The organism is Limnohabitans rimovensis (SeqCode) (assembly GCF_965234775.1).
GTDB classification, from domain to species: Bacteria; Pseudomonadota; Gammaproteobacteria; order Burkholderiales; family Burkholderiaceae_C; genus Limnohabitans; species Limnohabitans rimovensis.
The window spans coordinates 635,117-651,392 of sequence record NZ_OZ248566.1; the positions used below are offsets into that span (position 1 = coordinate 635,117).

Below are 16,276 nucleotides of genomic sequence, written 5' to 3' on the forward strand. Positions count from 1 at the left end.
TTATGGGCTAAAGCCTGGATTCATGCGTGGAGCTCGCAAACCATTTAAGTATGAAGGATTCCCAATCGCTCAAAGCATTGTTAATCTGCTCTTTCTGAGATCACCACCAACGTGCGTTGTCCGCCAAAGGTCAATGCCACTTGCAGTGGAAAAGCGCCATCCGGCACGGCGCTGGCATCAAACCGCAAGGTTTTGACATCAAATTTCAGCCATTCAGGAAGTGCAGAACCACTCGGTAAGTTTGCGCGAATATCGGAACTTTCTGCGGCTGCGGTACGAACCGATTCAGGCAGATCAAAGCTAAATCCTGCGCCCACGGTAGACGTTCCCTTTGGCAAAGAAACCGCAAACATCATCGACAAACCGGTTGAACTGGGTGCATTGCGTTGCTCAACGCTGATGCCTGATGCCTGCGAGCTTGCAGCTGAGCTGTTGGCAGAACTGCCTGAGTCATTCGTCACCAAAGTTTGGGTTGTGGCACTCACCATCAACGGTTGAGGTATGTTGGCATTGGACAGACTTGTGCCCATCACAGGCGGTGTTGGGTTATTGGCCAATAATTTAGAGGCGACAACTTGCGCCGCGGTGACATTGGGTGAGACAGAGACATCGCGTGTGATGTTGGTGCCCGTTTTGTTGACAACCCCAGTGAAGTTGTTGGTGCCGTCTAGGGTGATGCTGCCGCCAGCGGTGAGGTTGGTGGGGCCGGTGGCGACAGTGAGTGTGCTGCTGGTGCCCTGGGTGACGTTGCCGGTGGTGGCAGTCAGGTCCAAGGTGCTGGCGTTGACCACACCGTTCACAGCGAGGTTGGTGGCAGCAGTTGCGTTGAGGTTGCCAGCCGTGGTCACGGTGCCCAGTGTGAGCGCATTCGCATCGACGATGGTCACGTTGCTGCCATTCAGGCTAACGGCACCCACAAAGTCATTGCCCGCATTGCCCAAGTTGATTGCGGCGGGTTGTCCGCCCTGCGTGGCTGTGAAACTGCTGGTCGATTGCGCTGTGATCACGCTGCCGCTGGATTGGCTGATGGCGCCATCGGTGCTGGTCACGCTCAATGTGCCTGTGCTGGTCAGGTTGCCCAATTGCACGCCAGCCGTGGTGTCTGTGATGCTGGTGTTTCCACCCACAGAAACACTGCCCGAAGCGCCTTGGCTGAAGTTTTGGGTGACTGATAGGTCACCTCCAAGGGTCATGGCACCGCCAGTTTGCACCAACGAGGCTGCCGTCATGGCGCCTGTGCCCGAAAAGCTGCCACCGCTTTGGTTGAAGCTGTCCGAGGTGGTTGAGCCTGTATTGGTCAGAGTGCCGCCACTTTGCGTGAGGCCGCTCAAAACCATGCCGCCCGTGCCCACATTCAAGGTGCCCGCGCTTTGCGACAAATTGCTGCCCGTGCCCGTCAACCCGTCAATGTTGACCGCACCGCTTTGCGCAGGAGCAACCACTGTGCTGCCAAAGCTGGCCGTCACGCCAGAGGGAATGACCACGTTGGCCACGTTGGACAAATCAGGCACCGCACCGCCCGCCCAGTTGGCGGGATCAAACCAATTGCCCGTTGTGCCGCCCACCCAAGTGACAGAGTTCAGGCGTGTGATGCTGCTTTGCGTGTTGCTGGCGTAAGTGATGGCGTAATTGCCGCCGCTGTTGCCGTCAGCCACCACCGCTGCGCTTGGCGTCAGCGTTTTGCCGGTGCCCACATTCTTATTGTCAAAGTTAAGGCTGACGCCACTCACCGTATCGCCTGCAACACCCAGTGCTGTGCTCAGTGCCGTCAAGTCTGCTGCGGTCACTGAGGAGGTGGTTTGCCCGTCGTAGACCTTGGTGCCCGTCGGTGCAGTCAGTGTCACGGCTTTGGGCGTGATGGTGCCTGAGCCACTGATGGACGCATTGGTGATGGTGTAGTTGCCAGCATCGTTGCCCGTCAATGCCAAATTGCTGAGGGTGTAGGTGGTCGAACCTGCATTGCGCGAGGCAAATTGCCCATTTCCGCCAGCGCTGACTGCGTCGGTCAGGGCACCCGACGTCACCACGCCGGTCATGCCAATCGAGACCCCAGTCGCTGCGGTGGTGCCGTCATAAGGTTTGGTGGCGTTATTGACATTGGGGGTCAATGCTTTTGGTGTGACAGACAAGTCACCCACGACGGTCAAGCGACTGAAGTTGGGGTTGGCGCTGGGCGTGATGGCAAGCCCAGAGCCTTCCAACTGGTAAGCCCCTGCCTTTGTCTGTAAGGTCGTGCTGAGCGAAGCATTGACAGGGGTGAGATTGAATGTGGCCGATGTGCCTGCGCCGTCGTTCACGGACACGGCATTGCCGTTCACGTTCACAGTGCCTACGTTGACCGGTGCAGCAGGGTTGCCCCCCGCAGGCATGTACTGAGCGCTGCTCACGGTGTAGGTGGGCGCAGACCCGTAGGTGGCACTGGCGCTTTGCAAGCGAACCAAGAGTTGCTCAGCCGGCACGATGGTGTAACTGCCCTTTGCGTAACTGATTTGGTAATTTGGCGCAACAGCGCCAGAAGGTACCAGTGCATTGGCATAGGTGCCTGCAGACTCGGTGCCACTGCTGGCCAACACACCGGTTGCAGCGCTGCCGTTGGTGATGTTCAAGGTGTTGGTGCGGTCTACGCTCACCGTCGGTGTGCTGGTCAGAACGCCAGCGGTCGACGCCGTTTCGCCCACCACAAAGGGTGAATAACTGAATGTGAAGCCAGGGTCTGCGGTGGTCACAAACTTGGCATCGTTGTTGGCGTAAACCGTTAAAGAAGCTGGGGTGATTTGTTTTGTAGCCGCTGCAGGCTGCGTGAGCGAGTAATTGCCTGACTGCGCACCCGACAAGCTCAGACCCGTAAAAGTCACTGTGCTGGCCGTGGCGACGTCTTTGGTGTTGAAGTTGCCAAGGGCTGTGCCAGTCAGAGCAACGGTGTCGCCCAAGTAGGCCTTGCCGTCACTGCTGGTGCCCGTGCCTGTGGCAATGGCGGTTTGCAAGACCGCCGTGCCGCTCACAACGGCTGTGGTGGTGCCGTCGTAAACCTTGTCAGCGGTGGTCACGCCCGACACCGTCAATGCCTTGGCCGTGATGCGTGGCGTTGTGGCGTTGGCGTGCTGGGTCAGGCTGTAGTTGTCTGCGCCTGTGCCAGTCAGACCCAGACCTGAGAAAGCCACCGTGTTGGCTGTGATCACGTCTTTGGTGTTGAAGTTGCCAAGGGCTGTGCCAGTCAGGCTCACGGAATCAACCGCATAAGCCTTGCCGTCGCTGCTGGTGCCCGCGCCTGCCGCAATGGCAGTTTGCAGCACAGCGGTGCCGTTGACGGCGGCTGTGGTGGTGGCGTCGTACACCTTGTTGGCCGATGACAGCCCGCTGACGGTCAGCGCCTTGGCCGTGATGCGCGCCGTGTTATCGGAAGGCTGCGTGAGAGCGTAATTGCCTGATTGCGCACCCGTCAAACTCAGGCCTGTGAAAGCCACCGTGTTGGCCGTGAGCACGTCTTTGGTGTTGAAGTTGCCCACAGCTGTGCCCGTCAAGCTCACCGTGTCACCCGTGAAGGGTTTGCCATCACTGCTGGTGCCTGTTGCCACAGCCGCTTGCAATACTGCGGTGCCGCTCACCACGGCCGTGGTGGTGCCGTTGTAAACCTTGTTGGCGCTTGAGAGCCCAGAAGCCGTCAGCGCCTTGCGGTTGACCGTCAGCGTATTGGCGGAGACGCTGTAGCCCAATCCAGTCAAGTTGCTGGTGATGGTGTAAGGCGTGGCATTGGCATTGAGACGGCCCGAGGAATAGGCCGCGCTGGTGATGGTTTGAGAGAACGTATCGCCATTCAACAACCCAGTGGGCGTGGTGGACAACGCAAAACTGTCGCCATAAGTGATGACTTGGTTGAGGTTGTCCAGGGTGATGGCTGTGGGCTGTTCGCGATAAATGCCATACACACCCGAGCTAAGGGCGGTCCAGCTGCCAGTGGCAAAGTTGGTCGATTCATCGGCGTTGTACCTAAAGCGCCCAGTGCCTGCCGTCAGGCCGCTCAAGCTGGTCAAGCCCGTACTGCCTGTCACGCTGCCAGTCATCAGGCTGATCCTTCCTCCAGTACCGACGCTCAGCGTGGGCGTTCCAGAGATCAGCAAGTTGCCCCCGGAGGCAGTTCCTGGGGCGGTGCTCTTACCCGCGTTGAGCAAGATGGCACTGCTGGTCGTGCTGGTGGTGTTGATGTTGTCAGCCAAGGTGAGGTCGCCCGTCAAGGTAGAGACACTGACGGCGCCGGTGGCTCCAATGCCAGAGGTGGCACCCACTGTGCCGATGGTGAGCGCATTGCTGTCAATGTAGGTTAGGCTGCCCACGCCGCTGGCCGCCAAGGTGCCAACGTTGTTGCTGGCGTGGTCAAGCGTGACGTTTCCGCCTAAGAGGAACAGGTCACTGGCGACAACGAAGCCGCTGGTGCCATCGGTGACAGCCTTGCCGGTGCCGCCTTTGAGGGTGATTTGGCTGTTGGTGGCCGTGATCGGCGCACTGATCGTGATGGCCCCACCGTTAATGGAGATCGGACCTGTTGCGGTGATGGCTGTGCCCACGGTCACATCGGCGGTGTTGGCGCTCTTGCCCAGGCGCACGCTAGAGGGGGAGCCTGAAATCGATGGAAATGTCTGCGCCGCTGAGAAGGTGGACCCTGCTGATTCAAAAACGATGTTGCCACCCGTGTTGAGTTTCAGAGCATTGGGGTTGAAAGTTTTGTTGGCCTGTATCGTGATGTCAGACGTGCTGGTGGTCACAGATGATCCACTCACAGCCCCGATATTCAAAGTTTCACTTCTTAGAGAGGTGATTGAGTTCTGCGTACCTAACGAGCTTCCATCCGGTGTCAGGTCAACGATACTGATGCGCCCAGACTGCGACAGCAGACTGGCCCCGGCCCAGTTTTGCAGACCATCTGAATTGGCGGTTGTTCTACGGTACAGGTTCAGGGTGAGTGCACCGGAGTCGGTGACGATGGTGTTACCGCCACTGAAATAAATACCCATTGCGTTACCGGTGGTGGTCAGATTGGATGCATTTCCTGTCACGGTGATGTTGCCGCTGCCACTGGTCCGGACAATGGAGTTGTCGCCAAAAAGAACGGCGACGTCATCTTGAGTTCCGCTAGCCCCCCCAGCTGCAAAAGAAGAACTTAGATTTATGTTGCCGCCAGAGGCATTGAAGCTGGCGTTGTTGCCAATTAGCAGAGCATAGTCTGTGCTGCTCGTTTGGGGTGAATTTGTGACGCTGTAAGTGATCGGTGACCCTTGGGTGGTCACGCTGAAAGACCCCTGTACGATGGCTGTGCCGGAAAGGCTGATACCCGTGCTGTTGGTCGCGGTGCTGGATAAGTTGTTGTTCACCGAAATGATGCGGCCAGCGTTCAGAGTAATCCCACCACCAATGCTCAAGGCATAGTAAACATTGATGTCTCTGTGCGCGGTCAGCGTCAGAGAATTAGCGGCCGCTTGGGTGACTGCGGCATTCACTCTGATGTCGCCATTGCCTCCCGGTGACGCATCCGTGGCAATGGCAACGCTGGTGGTGAGTAAGTTGCCGGCCAGGGTTGTCGCGCCAATGCCACTCGTGGTTTGCCCGCCTGAACCGGCGCTGATGGTGAAGTCAATCGGGTCCAGCAGCCATTGGCCAGCGTTGCCTTTTGGCGCCAACGTGTTCACCCCGGCTGTTTCAGCCACGCGCAGTGTGTGCCCTGAGGTTTCGACACGCCCACCTTGGCCGCTGTTGGGGCCGCCTTGTGCATGAATTTGCCCTGCAAAATCGGTTTCACTGCCTTCTGCTTTGACATCACTCCACAGCACCACCATGCCGCCATCGCCATTGTGCGTGGCGCTGGCATCGATGGTGGCACCGCTGGCCATGTTCACTGTGGTGGCCTGTTGGTTAGGCTGCTCTGTGACTTGCAGCAGCGGGTCAGCGCTGCCTTGCCAGTTGCCCCCCACCAGCACCGTGCCGCCGCCGGCAGGCCCCGTGGCGCTGATGCGGCTGCTGCTTTGCAGCTCAATGCTGTCGCCTTGCAGGCTGATGTTGCCGCCTTTGCCAAAGGCCTCAGTGCTGCTGGCATCCAAGGTGCCCGCATTTTGCACACGCGCGCTGCCCGACAACACAATGCGCCCGCCTTGTTGTTGAAGGCCAGTGGCTTCCACCGTGCCACTGTTTTTCACCACGCCGCCGACCAGGCGGTCCATCGATTGCGCGCTGATGATGACCAAGCCGCCAGGGGCTTGTACGGCCAAGCGGTTGTCCACCAGGGCTTGAATTTGGCTGGGCGTGACGCGCAGGCTCGTCAGGCGGTTGTTGCTGTCGAACTTCAAGTCAAAGGCTTCGCCAGCGGCCATGGCCACGGTGCCCATGTGCGCGATGACGGCACCTTGGTTGCGCACCTCAGGTGCGAGCAGTGCGATGTAGCCGCCCAATGTGGCCTTGAGCTCGCCTTCGTTGACCACGCTGGCGGTGCTGTCGTTGCGCTCAAACCTGTTTTTGCCCGCCATGAAGTCGGCATTGCCAATGCCATGTGTGGTCGCGATCAAACCGCCCACATCGACGCGCGCATCTTTGCCAAAAAACACACCCGACGGGTTGGTGAGGATGACTTGGCCGTTGGCTGAAATTTGGCCAAAGATTTGGCTGGGGTCGTTGCCGAGCACACGGTTGAGCGTGACGCTGCTGGCACTGGGCTGTACAAACTGCACCTTGGCGTCTTTGCCCACATTGAAGCTTTGCCAATTGATGGCCGCGCGGTCGGTGCTTTGCTGGATGAGCATATTCGCACCCGTTTGCCCAATGCTTGCCTTGCCCGCGCCGACTTGCCCGCCCGTGGGCAAGGTGCTGGGTGGTGGTGCCGTCTGGGCGTAGGCGCTTTGCGCCAAAAGACCCCCCAGAATTGCAGCAATGGCTGAGACCACCTTCGCACCCGAGCTGGGCTTGCCTTTGGCGCTGACGGTTTCGGCAGCGGCGACATAGGTTTGCTTACTGGCGTTCCAGATGCTGTGGAATGACTTGTTCATGGTGCGGGGCTCTGTGGGTGCTTCAGATGAAAAAAGCGTGTTGGGTCTTGGATCGTGGGTGGATCAAAAAGACAAGCCTGCGGTGAACCAGATGCGGTTGATCAGAAGCGTGCCGTCGCCATCGGTACCGGTGGCTGTGGGCTTGGGGTTGCTGCCTTCGCGCTGAGACCACGTGAGCTTGGCGTTGAGACCCAGGGGGCCTTGCCAAGCCGCGCTCAGGCCATACCCGCGCAAACTCGATGGCGTGGATGCGTCAGCGGCTGTGGTTGGCAGCGCGGTCACCCAAGCTTGGTCTATAAAACCGCTCAGCAACCACGCAGCATGCAAGCGCCAGCGCCATTCGCCCGTCAGCAGTTGGCCGCGCTCACCACCCAACTCGCTGCTGGGGTAGGCGCGCACGATGGTGGCACCGCCGATGTAAAACTTCTCAGACGAGTCCAGCAACTGCGTGGCGTATTGGCCTTGGAGGTTGAGGAGCAGAGAGTGGTCCTTGGTCAATGACTGTTGTCGGCTCAGGGCGTAGTTGAATTTGATGTAGTCGCGGCCCAGGGTGTCGATCTGGGTGTGGGCCTTGACACGGGCGAGTTGACCTTGCACCACTTGCAATGAGGCACTGTTGGCACCGCCGCCACCCAGGTCGTCAAAAACGTTGCCAGAAAAACCCAACTTCAGGCTGTTGGTCTCGTAATCGGCGTAGCTGTTGGTGGCGCTGGTTTTGTTGATGCTGTCGTTGTAGAAACGTTTGTTATCCAGACCCCCAGAAAAATACAAATTGCGCATGCGCTGCCGAACGACTGGAAAGCTCCAGTCCAAGCCTATGCTGTCGGAGCTGCCTTGGACGTTCAAGCTCACCAAGCTGCTGGGGCCGTCGATGACTTTGTAGTTCATCGTGCTGCCGTTGAACCCAAAGCGCAAGCCGTTGTAGCCCACAGGGACGGTCAGACCCAATCGGACGTAGGCACTGCCTTGGGTGCGCAATGCGGTCAAGTTGATCAATTCGCCGTGGTCGCCAGGGCTGTTGATGTTCAGGTTGAGCATGACGCGGTTGCTGCCGGTTGAGCGCGCACCGGTGTTGTCCAGGGTCACTTCGCCGTAGACAAAAGCCTCGTCGCTGTTTTGAATCGCCAAGCCCGTTTCGCCTTCGGCCTGGCCTGGAACCAAGGTGCCTGCGACGCTGATGCCGGGCAGGTCGTCGGCCAACAGCAGGGCACGGTCGAGGGCCAGTGTGTTCAAAGGCTCGCCCGTTTTTTGTTGCTCCTCGAAAAAGGCCTCAATGTCCGAGGAAAGAACGCGCTTGGAAGGTTCGCCTTCCAGGCGCAGGCCAGCAAACCGTGCTTCCACCACTTGCAGGGTGATGGTGCCTTCGCTGATGTCTTGCTCTGGCAAATAAACCCGCGCCAACCATCCGGACTCACGGTAGGCAGCGGCGACCGCATCGGCGGCGCGCTGTATCCCGGCAAAGTCGAGTTGCAGGCCCACAAACGCCTGCAGGACGGTTGCCAGTTGTTCGCTGCTGAGCAAGTTGTTGCTTGCAAAGCGGAAGGATTTGACCATGACGGTCATGCCCGATGTGGGCTGGATTTGGGGGGGCAGCGGTGCGCTTTGGGGGCGCGCTGCGGGCAATGGCTGTGGGCGTTGTTGCTCGATTTGCTGACGCAAGCTACCGGCGTCTGGGGGCGTTTGGGCCCATCCCGAAAAGCTCAGCCCCAATGCGACAGGCAAAGACCAATAAGTGGGAAGAGGTCTATTGGGCATTTTGTGGGTCAAGAAAAAACATCGCGCGAGGTTAAAACGCGAAAATCTTTCTTTGCCTACAAAAACCTACAAAATTGACATGTCTTAATGGGTGAGGTCAGCAGGTACTGCTAAACCACTTGCACTGAGATGCACAGCTGGTAGCCGTGCCCCCGGATGGCTTCGATGCAGTTGCTGCCCGCTCCGGCGTCTACCAGTTTCTTGCGCAGGCGCACCATGCGCACTTCCAGGCTGGCTTTGGGGTAAGTTTCCAGGTTCAGGCCGAGGGTTTCGGCGATTTGCCAGTAGGCGATGCGCTGTCCTGGGGCACGTGAAAAGGCGGTCAAGATGGAAGTTTCAGAAGCGCTCAGGACAATTTCAGACTGACCAGGCTTGGCAATACGCATGTGCTGCTGATGCAGGGTAAAGCTTTGCTGGTTCTGGTTTTGCAGCAGGGTGTCAACCCTTTGTCGACGCCGACCAAGGGCGCCAACCGCGGCACAGAGTTCGGGCACTTCGATGGGTTTGCTGAGGTACATGTCGGCACCTCGCGCGTAGCTTTCGAGCTTGTCGCTCAGGCCCGAGCGGGCTGTTACCACGATCAAACCCGCGAGCGGGTAGGCGGTGCGTACGCGCTCAGTTAGGCTCAGGCCATCTTCGCCGGGCAGGTTCAGGTCGATCAAAAAAATGTCAACGTGTTGGCCTTGGGCCACGTCTTCGAGCTCTTCGGCACAAGACAGTGCAACGACTTGATGGCCTGATTCCTCCAGCGCTTGCTGGAGCATGTCGCGCAAAATGTCGTGATCTTCAACAATCACCAGGTTCAGGCGTGGTGCAGGGGTATCCACAGAACAAACTCCACATGTTGATAGCTGGGCGCGTAAACCAAAGTGCCCCCCAGGCTTTGCGCCAGCTCTCGCGATAGGAAAAGCCCGAGGCCTGTGCCCGATTCGCGTTGTGCGGCATTGGCGCGGTAATACTTGTTGAACAGTTGCTCAGTGTCAGGCCAGCCAGCCAGCCCCGGTGTGTTGCTCATGCGCAGTTCCAAGCCCGGCAGATCATCCTGGGTTTTGGGCTTCAAGGTGACGGTAACGGGGGTGAGGGGGTCGCTGTAATGGGCCGCATTGATAAGCAAATTGGTCAGAACGATTTGCAGCAGTTGTGGGTCTGTGTGTGGCCGAGGCAAGTTTAGGTCTGCGGCGAGATCGAAACGCCCCTTAAGCTTTGAGATGGCCTTTGCTTGTTGACGTAAGAGCCCCACCACATTGACTGGTTGGCGGTGTTGCTTCAGTCGAAGTTCTCCGATTTGGTCAGACTGCACGCAGCGCTCGATGATGGCTTTCATGTCTTGCACAGCATGGCTGGCATGTGCCAGGTTTTCTTCCCGGTTTGTCTTGTTACCCAGCGCTAACGACACGATAGACAGCGGTGTCTTGAGCTCGTGCATCAGCATGTGTAAAAACTGAGATTGCTCTTGACGCTGTCGCTGCTCAAGGGCCAGGACTTGCTTGGTCCTGTCTAGGTTCATGGCCATCATGGTTTTCTCGTTTTGTAGCTCATGCGATTTTTGGGCCATGTTGTATACACGCAATTGCATCAGCAAGAACATCACCAGTCCATCGAGCAAGACATGCATCAGGTTACCGGCCAGCAAGAAGCGGTTGATTGGCAGCCACCCCTGCCGGATGGCGGCGGGGATGATGTTGATGGTCGCGAAAATGGAAAAATAAGCCAACAATAACAAGTAGGACAAGCTTTGTTTTTGCCGGGAGGGTTGAGCGAACAACAAGGTAAACCACATCAAGCCCAAGCAAACAATCACCATGACATTGGTGCTTAACAACATGAATCGGGTCATGTCAAAGAACTGGAGAAAGGGCAGTACGCAGACCAGCGCCACAGCGGCAAGTGTTGCGCGCAGAAAGCCGCGCTGCAGGCCATAGTCTTCAAACAAGACGGTATAGAACCATACGCCGCTAGCAAGAGTCCAAATCCGGATAAAGTATCCTAGGCAGAGGCGGAAGTTCAGGGGAATGAGATCGCTCAGCAAAAGCCCACTGAAACCCACCATACTGAAAGCCCACAGCGTGGCCATCCATTGTTTAAAGGCGTATACCCCCATCACTCGCTCTCGACTCATCCACCATTGCATCGTCGACCACAGGGCAAAGACGATGGACACAGACTGCAGAAAGACCACGAGTCTTTCCATGTTGTAATTTTTGACTTGTGCTTTGCGCAAAGGCCAGACATCGGTCATGACCAGCCGGGCACTTGGGGTGTCGATGCGCAAGTACAGGTTGCGCTCTTCGGGTAAGGGTGGAATCTGAAATGAAAAATTGATCGAATCCAAGGCATCCTCACTGCGCGGTCTAGCATAACCACCGTGCTGGACCCGGGTTGAGGCTGAGTCATACAAAGTCAGTTGATCGAGGAAAAACGGTTCAACACCGACGATCCATGCCTCTTTTTCTTCGGGTAAGGCTGCACGCAAGGTGTAGCGGATCCAGATGGGTTCTTCCCCAAATCCCCAATTCATCTTGCCATCAAAAGATGTCCAGCTTTCGACGGCTTGGACCTCTTGAAGCGTGGCACGACCGCTGGAGTCCATGTGCCAGGCCATGGATTGGACGAGCGGAGGTGCTTTGCTTCCGTCTGGGGATGGTTGGCAAGCTGCCAGCCCGAATGTGAGCAGGAGCGTCAGGAACAATCCAGACCAACGGAACCAGCGGGGAGCATTGACGAGCATGGTCAAGGAACAGGTGGGTATGACAATGAAAGGCTTGAAAGCTGGTAGTTTTTAACAGAAAAGCAAGTTGAAGCCTACATTTCCCTACATCGCTGAAGCCATCACTTGTTCCAAGCTACTGGGTTGATCGAAACCCGTCCTTATCTGTCACACCCGGCTAGACCGGGTAACCATCCCCGCCGAAGTCACCCAAGCGTTTAAAGGTTGCGACGACCTTGCCAAAAAGCAAAGGGAATGCTTGGATTACATCGTTGTGCATGAACTGGTGCATTTGCTGGAGCCGGCACACAACGAGCATTTCATCAAACTGATGGATCAACATATGCCCAAGTGGAAGTCACATAGGCAATTGTTGAACAGCTTGCCGGTCAGGCATGAAAACTGGGAGTACTAAGAACCTTAAACTATATGCTTATGAAATTAACTAATATATGGATATGGCAATATTTTAAAAATTCCGTATTCGCAAGTGCAATGTCACAATGGTTGAATGGATCGCTAAATGATCTATCGAAAATTTTTGACGAAATCGCGTATCCTGATGTGTCTCATCGCAAATGTGGTTTGCACAAATTAAACTAATAAATTATTTTTTACTACTTTCAAAATGCAAATTTATTTCGATTGAAGCTTCGATGAAAAATAATTAAATTTGATATCTTTAGTTATAAGTCAGGAATCAAACCAGCTCGACAGCTGCCTTCAATTGACTGGGGCTGCTGTAAAGATAGGCAGCGGTGGTGCTGATTGAGCGGTGCCCAGCAAGCGTTTTTAAAATATGTATCGCAGTGCCTTTGTTGGCCAAGTTTGTTAGGAACGTTCTGCGCCCACTGTGACTGCTGGCACCCTCAACTCCAGCGCCTTCGTACATGAGTGCAAAGGCCTGAGCCAAGCTGTTTGCGCCGAATCCTGACTTGATGCTTTTTTGGCTGGCAAAGAATGGGTAGTTGCGATCCACGCACCGAGCCTGTGCTGCATACGCTGCCAATTCCTCGCGCAGTCGGATGTTGACGAAAACAGTCCTTGGGTGTCGGCCCTTGGTCATGTCGGGCAGCAAGCGGATTTCTTCCTTGACTGTGCCGTCCTGCTTGATCACATCGCTCCAGCGCAGGCAAGCAACTTCACCGATTCTTAAACCTGCCAGGTGAGTGAGCAGCATCATTGCTCTGTTGCGTGGCGCGAAGCGGCGTGTGCGGATGTGGTCCAGTACCCGTGTCAGTTCTTCTTTGGTGAGTGTTTTTGCCTGTGCCATTCAAGTTCTCCTTTAATCATGTGTTTGCGTTAATTGCATTGTGTTTTCACATATTTATCTGGGCAACCTGAGTCCTGCCAGAGTGGCGGGTTACCGAGCTAGAGAGAGGGCGAAATGAACTGGTTGTGGATAACTTTTTCATTGAAAAAATCCTCAACAATTTCAAAGCTCAAGAGGCGAAATCATTAGAAAGCTGAATTTTCATAGATTTCCGCATCGCTTTCGCACTCTTTTGGTGCCCAAATCACCACTGCATCAAATCAGCCCTACAAGCGCTGATCGGCGCTGCCAGCATCCCAAGTATTCGGTCAGGTAGATCGATGCGCTGTAGGGCGTTTTAGCGCTGGGGTTTTGTGACTAGACAGTTGTTGATTGCAGCTTTAGGGCAAATCTGTGAGATTTCCGCCACGGGCATGTACACAGCCCGAATGGGTCCTGCAGCTTTCGATTTCACAGCTACGGAAATTCGGGGTCAAGTACTTGAATTTCTGCCCAGATGATTTTCATTCGGTACCCCGCCAAGTTATCGGGACACCACGTATCGGTTGCCCATTTGAGCATGTGAAACAAAACTGTGGTCATGCAAACAACGCAGGACACAGCGATGAAAACACAAGATGAACTAGAGCAACTGGGACTTGACACTCTGACCCTGGCTCAATTCACCGGTACCAGCGCCTATTACAGGATCAGCCGCAGGCACCTGCTGACAGATGGCACCCGATACTTGGCAGAAAAGGGCGCTTGCTTTTGGATGATGGATGCTGTGGCCAGCCACCTGTGTGAGATTGGCACGGAGGACTGGTTTGTGCTGATCCGTGTGCAAGTGTCGGAGGGCAGGGCGGAGATGATCTACGAAGATGGCAATGGCCGCGAGCACGCCAGACAGGCGATACCCTACACAGACTTTGCCCAGAGTGAAATCACGCTGTACGCCTGCTGGGACCGGGAGCACTGGGTGATCATGCTGCCCAGCGAGTATTGATCTGTGTTGGCCCCGACTGAATGCTGTGAAATCCCCACTGCGCCCATAGCAACCAACGCGCGTCCTGAGCGTTCATGGCTCGAACTTCAGTTTTGATCACTTGGCTGCGGCCGTGGACCTGTGCGCGAACAGATGCTTGATAGGTGTGCATCAAGTACTTATCACTTGCGTGAAGGTAGTGCGCATAAAAAAGCCAGCGTGAAGCTGGCTGTTTGATGATCGCAATGCCGTTCAGAGGTGTGACTGGTGCTCTTCTTGCTCACGCAGCTTGATCAAATCAGCTGCTGCCAACTCAACGTTTTTTCCATCAATCGCCACAACGATACCCGTATTGGTTTTGATGGCTAGATCTTGCGCTGCACGGGCTGCACGCTCCATGGCCGCATATGAGCCTGCCAAATCTGGATCACTAGAGGTGCGAATGTCTTTGGTGTTCATTTTTTACTCCAGTCAATGAGCTTAGGGTGCATGCCAGAACTGTCATAAAACGCCCATGAATCAACTACCTTGCTGTAACGCTCATGGAAGTTGGCTAACCCAGCTTTGAAGCGTCGGCGAATAACGTCTTCAGGAATGTTGTGGCCACCTTGCAGAACGCGGCGCGCAACCCTGGATACGGCGATGTCTTCATTGGGCAATGACAAGAACCAAAGCTTAACTTGATAGCCTAGGTGCTGCCATACAGCTATCTTTTTCAAATAGGTCAAGCCGGACAGCGTGGTTTCAAACGCAAAACTGTGTCCAGCATCCACGCATTCGTCGATTTCTTCCAGCATCAGGCGGCCAGCCTTGAAAGAGGCTGTCTCTGGATTGAATGGAGCCAAGCCAGCAGCGATCAAATCGGCGTTGATGAATCTCAGCGTTTGGGCCTCAGCAGGCAAGAAATCACGGGCAAATGTGGTTTTGCCCGCGCCGTTGGGTCCAGCAATGATGATGATTTTTTTCAAATAACGCTCGTGTTCTTATGATTTTATGCTTTGCAGGGCCAATTGCCAACCGGCAGATCTAGGGTGCATTTCCGCGAAATTCCTGTCCAGCTAGTGACAAAAAAGGAATTGTCAATTTACTCGAGCCCGAAGATTTTCTCGAGCAAGGAGCTGTCCTGCCTTCGGCATGTGGTGGCAATGCCACTCCAAGATCCCATTTGGCCAATGAATTTCAACAATTCAAGCTTATAAATTACTATATGTCTGTGACTTTTTTTGTGATCCTGAAATCTGTAAAAAGGTGCTAAATACACTGGAAATCCTAGATTTCATTTGCAAGGAACGTGTATCCAGTGTGTGTCAGGTTTAAAAGCATTGAAATTGGTCCAGGCCAAGCGAGAAAAGGGTGCCAGCCAACAGCATGCAAGGCGTCAAAAGCTAAGCACCAAGTTGGCTGAGCAGATCCAGTTGGCCAAAGCACAGCAGTCAGGCACAGAGTTTTCGCCTGTAAGGATCCGTACGGTCCGAGACGAAGTGACAGGTGAGAGCCGTAGGGTTGAAGTGCCCAAGAGACTAAAGCCCTGGTGGTGGACAGATGACAAGGGCAAGCTGTGCATCACTGTTCGCTATGGGGCACGCACACTGGAGATAGTGGAAGGCAAAAACGCCATCGAGACTGACAGCATTGCCGATGTGATTGCTTCCTTGCAAGTGATCCCCTCTGCAGTTGACGCTGGTGAGTTGGACCGGCGCATTGACGCGGTGATGGCACAGGTCAAAGCTGGCATGGCCAAGCAGTCGGCGCCAAGTGCTCGTTCAACTTTGAAGCTGCCCAGTAAGACAACCTAATACAAGATGCTTGATCAAGCTTGATTCAGTTTTGGATTTCACCCGGGATATGGTTCAGGGGTATGGATTTTGATCTAGATCAACCTAGATTTTGAGCCATGTCTTGTTATTACACATCCCGGGTACATATGCATAGCAACCACCCCAGATAGGGCTTAATGCCGCAAGTATTTTTCTCATACTGCAGTAAGAAAAGTTCGGAAGAAGACGTCTAAATGAAGTGATCTCGAAGGAGGTTGATATGAATGAAACACGCCAAACGCCTCATCGCAATGTGTCGCTGCTGACGAACGCTGAATTGGACCAACTTTGGGCGATCTCTAGTGATTCAGCAGACGAGAAAACTGCCTTCAAAAAGCAAAGCACCCATCACCTCTACATGGAGTTCTTGCAACTCTCCAGCGCCAACACATCAAGCCGAAATGTGCCAAAGTTGACAACTAATGAGCAGCACCTTCTAGAGCAGATTGCTGTTCAAAGTGAGAGCGGCAACCCAATAAGTGTGAGTGAGGCTTGCTTAATGCGCCAGTTCGGTTGTGCATCTACAGTTCACCATCAGATCCAAAAATTAAGGGCTGCAGGCTTGATTTTTCTAGGCGTTGATCAAAAGGATCGGCGTAAAAAATTCATTAACCTCAGTTCAAACGGGCTCAGATACTTTGAGCAGATTGAGGATTGCTTGGATGCGGCTTTGATGAATCAGTAGGGGGTGACTGGCTTATTAGTCCGCCCTGAACAATTGAATTTCTCAAA

11 protein-coding genes are annotated in these 16,276 nt (G+C 55.0%); 4 read left to right on the top strand and 7 right to left on the bottom strand.

Features of this window, described 5'->3' with window-relative positions:
- Positions 1–80 precede the first annotated feature (80 nt).
- The 4 genes from AC8GFZ_RS11905 to AC8GFZ_RS11920 form a co-directional block, all read right to left on the bottom strand.
- Positions 81–7,028 carry a YDG domain-containing protein gene (locus AC8GFZ_RS11905; RefSeq protein WP_506645093.1) on the bottom strand — a complete coding sequence of 2,316 codons (6,948 nt, stop codon included), beginning with the start codon at positions 7,026–7,028 and terminating at the stop codon, positions 81–83.
- Between the two features lie 63 nt (positions 7,029–7,091).
- Positions 7,092–8,783, bottom strand: coding sequence for a ShlB/FhaC/HecB family hemolysin secretion/activation protein (locus AC8GFZ_RS11910; RefSeq protein ID WP_506645094.1), 1,692 nt, complete (start codon positions 8,781–8,783; stop codon positions 7,092–7,094).
- A 110-nt stretch (positions 8,784–8,893) separates the two neighbouring features.
- Positions 8,894–9,610 carry a response regulator transcription factor gene (locus AC8GFZ_RS11915; protein ID WP_506645095.1) on the bottom strand — a complete coding sequence of 239 codons (717 nt, stop codon included), beginning with the start codon at positions 9,608–9,610 and terminating at the stop codon, positions 8,894–8,896.
- Complete coding sequence (locus AC8GFZ_RS11920) at positions 9,586–11,511, bottom strand: sensor histidine kinase (RefSeq protein ID WP_506645096.1); 1,926 nt, start codon at positions 11,509–11,511, stop codon at positions 9,586–9,588. Before AC8GFZ_RS11920 ends, AC8GFZ_RS11915 begins: the two co-directional genes overlap by 25 nt.
- Positions 11,512–11,683: 172 nt before the next feature.
- Here AC8GFZ_RS11920 and AC8GFZ_RS11925 point away from each other — a divergent pair, with 172 nt between their 5' ends.
- Positions 11,684–11,905, top strand: a complete 222-nt coding sequence (locus AC8GFZ_RS11925; RefSeq protein WP_506645123.1) for a YgjP-like metallopeptidase domain-containing protein — start codon at positions 11,684–11,686, stop codon at positions 11,903–11,905.
- A 285-nt stretch (positions 11,906–12,190) separates the two neighbouring features.
- Here the strand turns inward: AC8GFZ_RS11925 and AC8GFZ_RS11930 are convergent, their stop codons facing one another.
- A complete protein-coding gene (locus AC8GFZ_RS11930; RefSeq protein WP_506645097.1) occupies positions 12,191–12,763 on the bottom strand; it encodes a tyrosine-type recombinase/integrase in 573 nt (190 codons plus the stop codon).
- A 604-nt stretch (positions 12,764–13,367) separates the two neighbouring features.
- Here AC8GFZ_RS11930 and AC8GFZ_RS11935 point away from each other — a divergent pair.
- On the top strand, positions 13,368–13,748 hold the full coding sequence (locus AC8GFZ_RS11935; RefSeq protein WP_506645098.1) for a DUF6876 family protein: 381 nt from the start codon (positions 13,368–13,370) through the stop codon (positions 13,746–13,748).
- A gap of 231 nt (positions 13,749–13,979) precedes the next feature.
- On the opposite strand, the gene AC8GFZ_RS11940 is transcribed toward AC8GFZ_RS11935, so the two are convergent.
- The gene (locus AC8GFZ_RS11940) at positions 13,980–14,186 is read right to left on the bottom strand and encodes a hypothetical protein (RefSeq protein WP_506645099.1); all 207 of its coding nucleotides are present in this window, start codon (positions 14,184–14,186) and stop codon (positions 13,980–13,982) included.
- Entirely contained in the window at positions 14,183–14,695 is a 513-nt protein-coding gene (locus AC8GFZ_RS11945) for an ATPase (RefSeq protein WP_506645100.1), read from the bottom strand. Before AC8GFZ_RS11945 ends, AC8GFZ_RS11940 begins: the two co-directional genes overlap by 4 nt.
- 354 nt (positions 14,696–15,049) lie before the next feature.
- On the opposite strand from AC8GFZ_RS11945, the gene AC8GFZ_RS11950 reads away from it, so the two are divergent.
- Positions 15,050–15,523: a DUF6641 family protein gene (locus tag AC8GFZ_RS11950; protein WP_506645101.1), complete on the top strand. Its 474-nt coding sequence runs from the start codon at positions 15,050–15,052 to the stop codon at positions 15,521–15,523.
- Positions 15,524–15,764: 241 nt separating this feature from the next.
- Positions 15,765–16,229, top strand: coding sequence for a winged helix DNA-binding protein (locus AC8GFZ_RS11955; protein ID WP_506645102.1), 465 nt, complete (start codon positions 15,765–15,767; stop codon positions 16,227–16,229).
- Positions 16,230–16,276 lie beyond the last annotated feature (47 nt).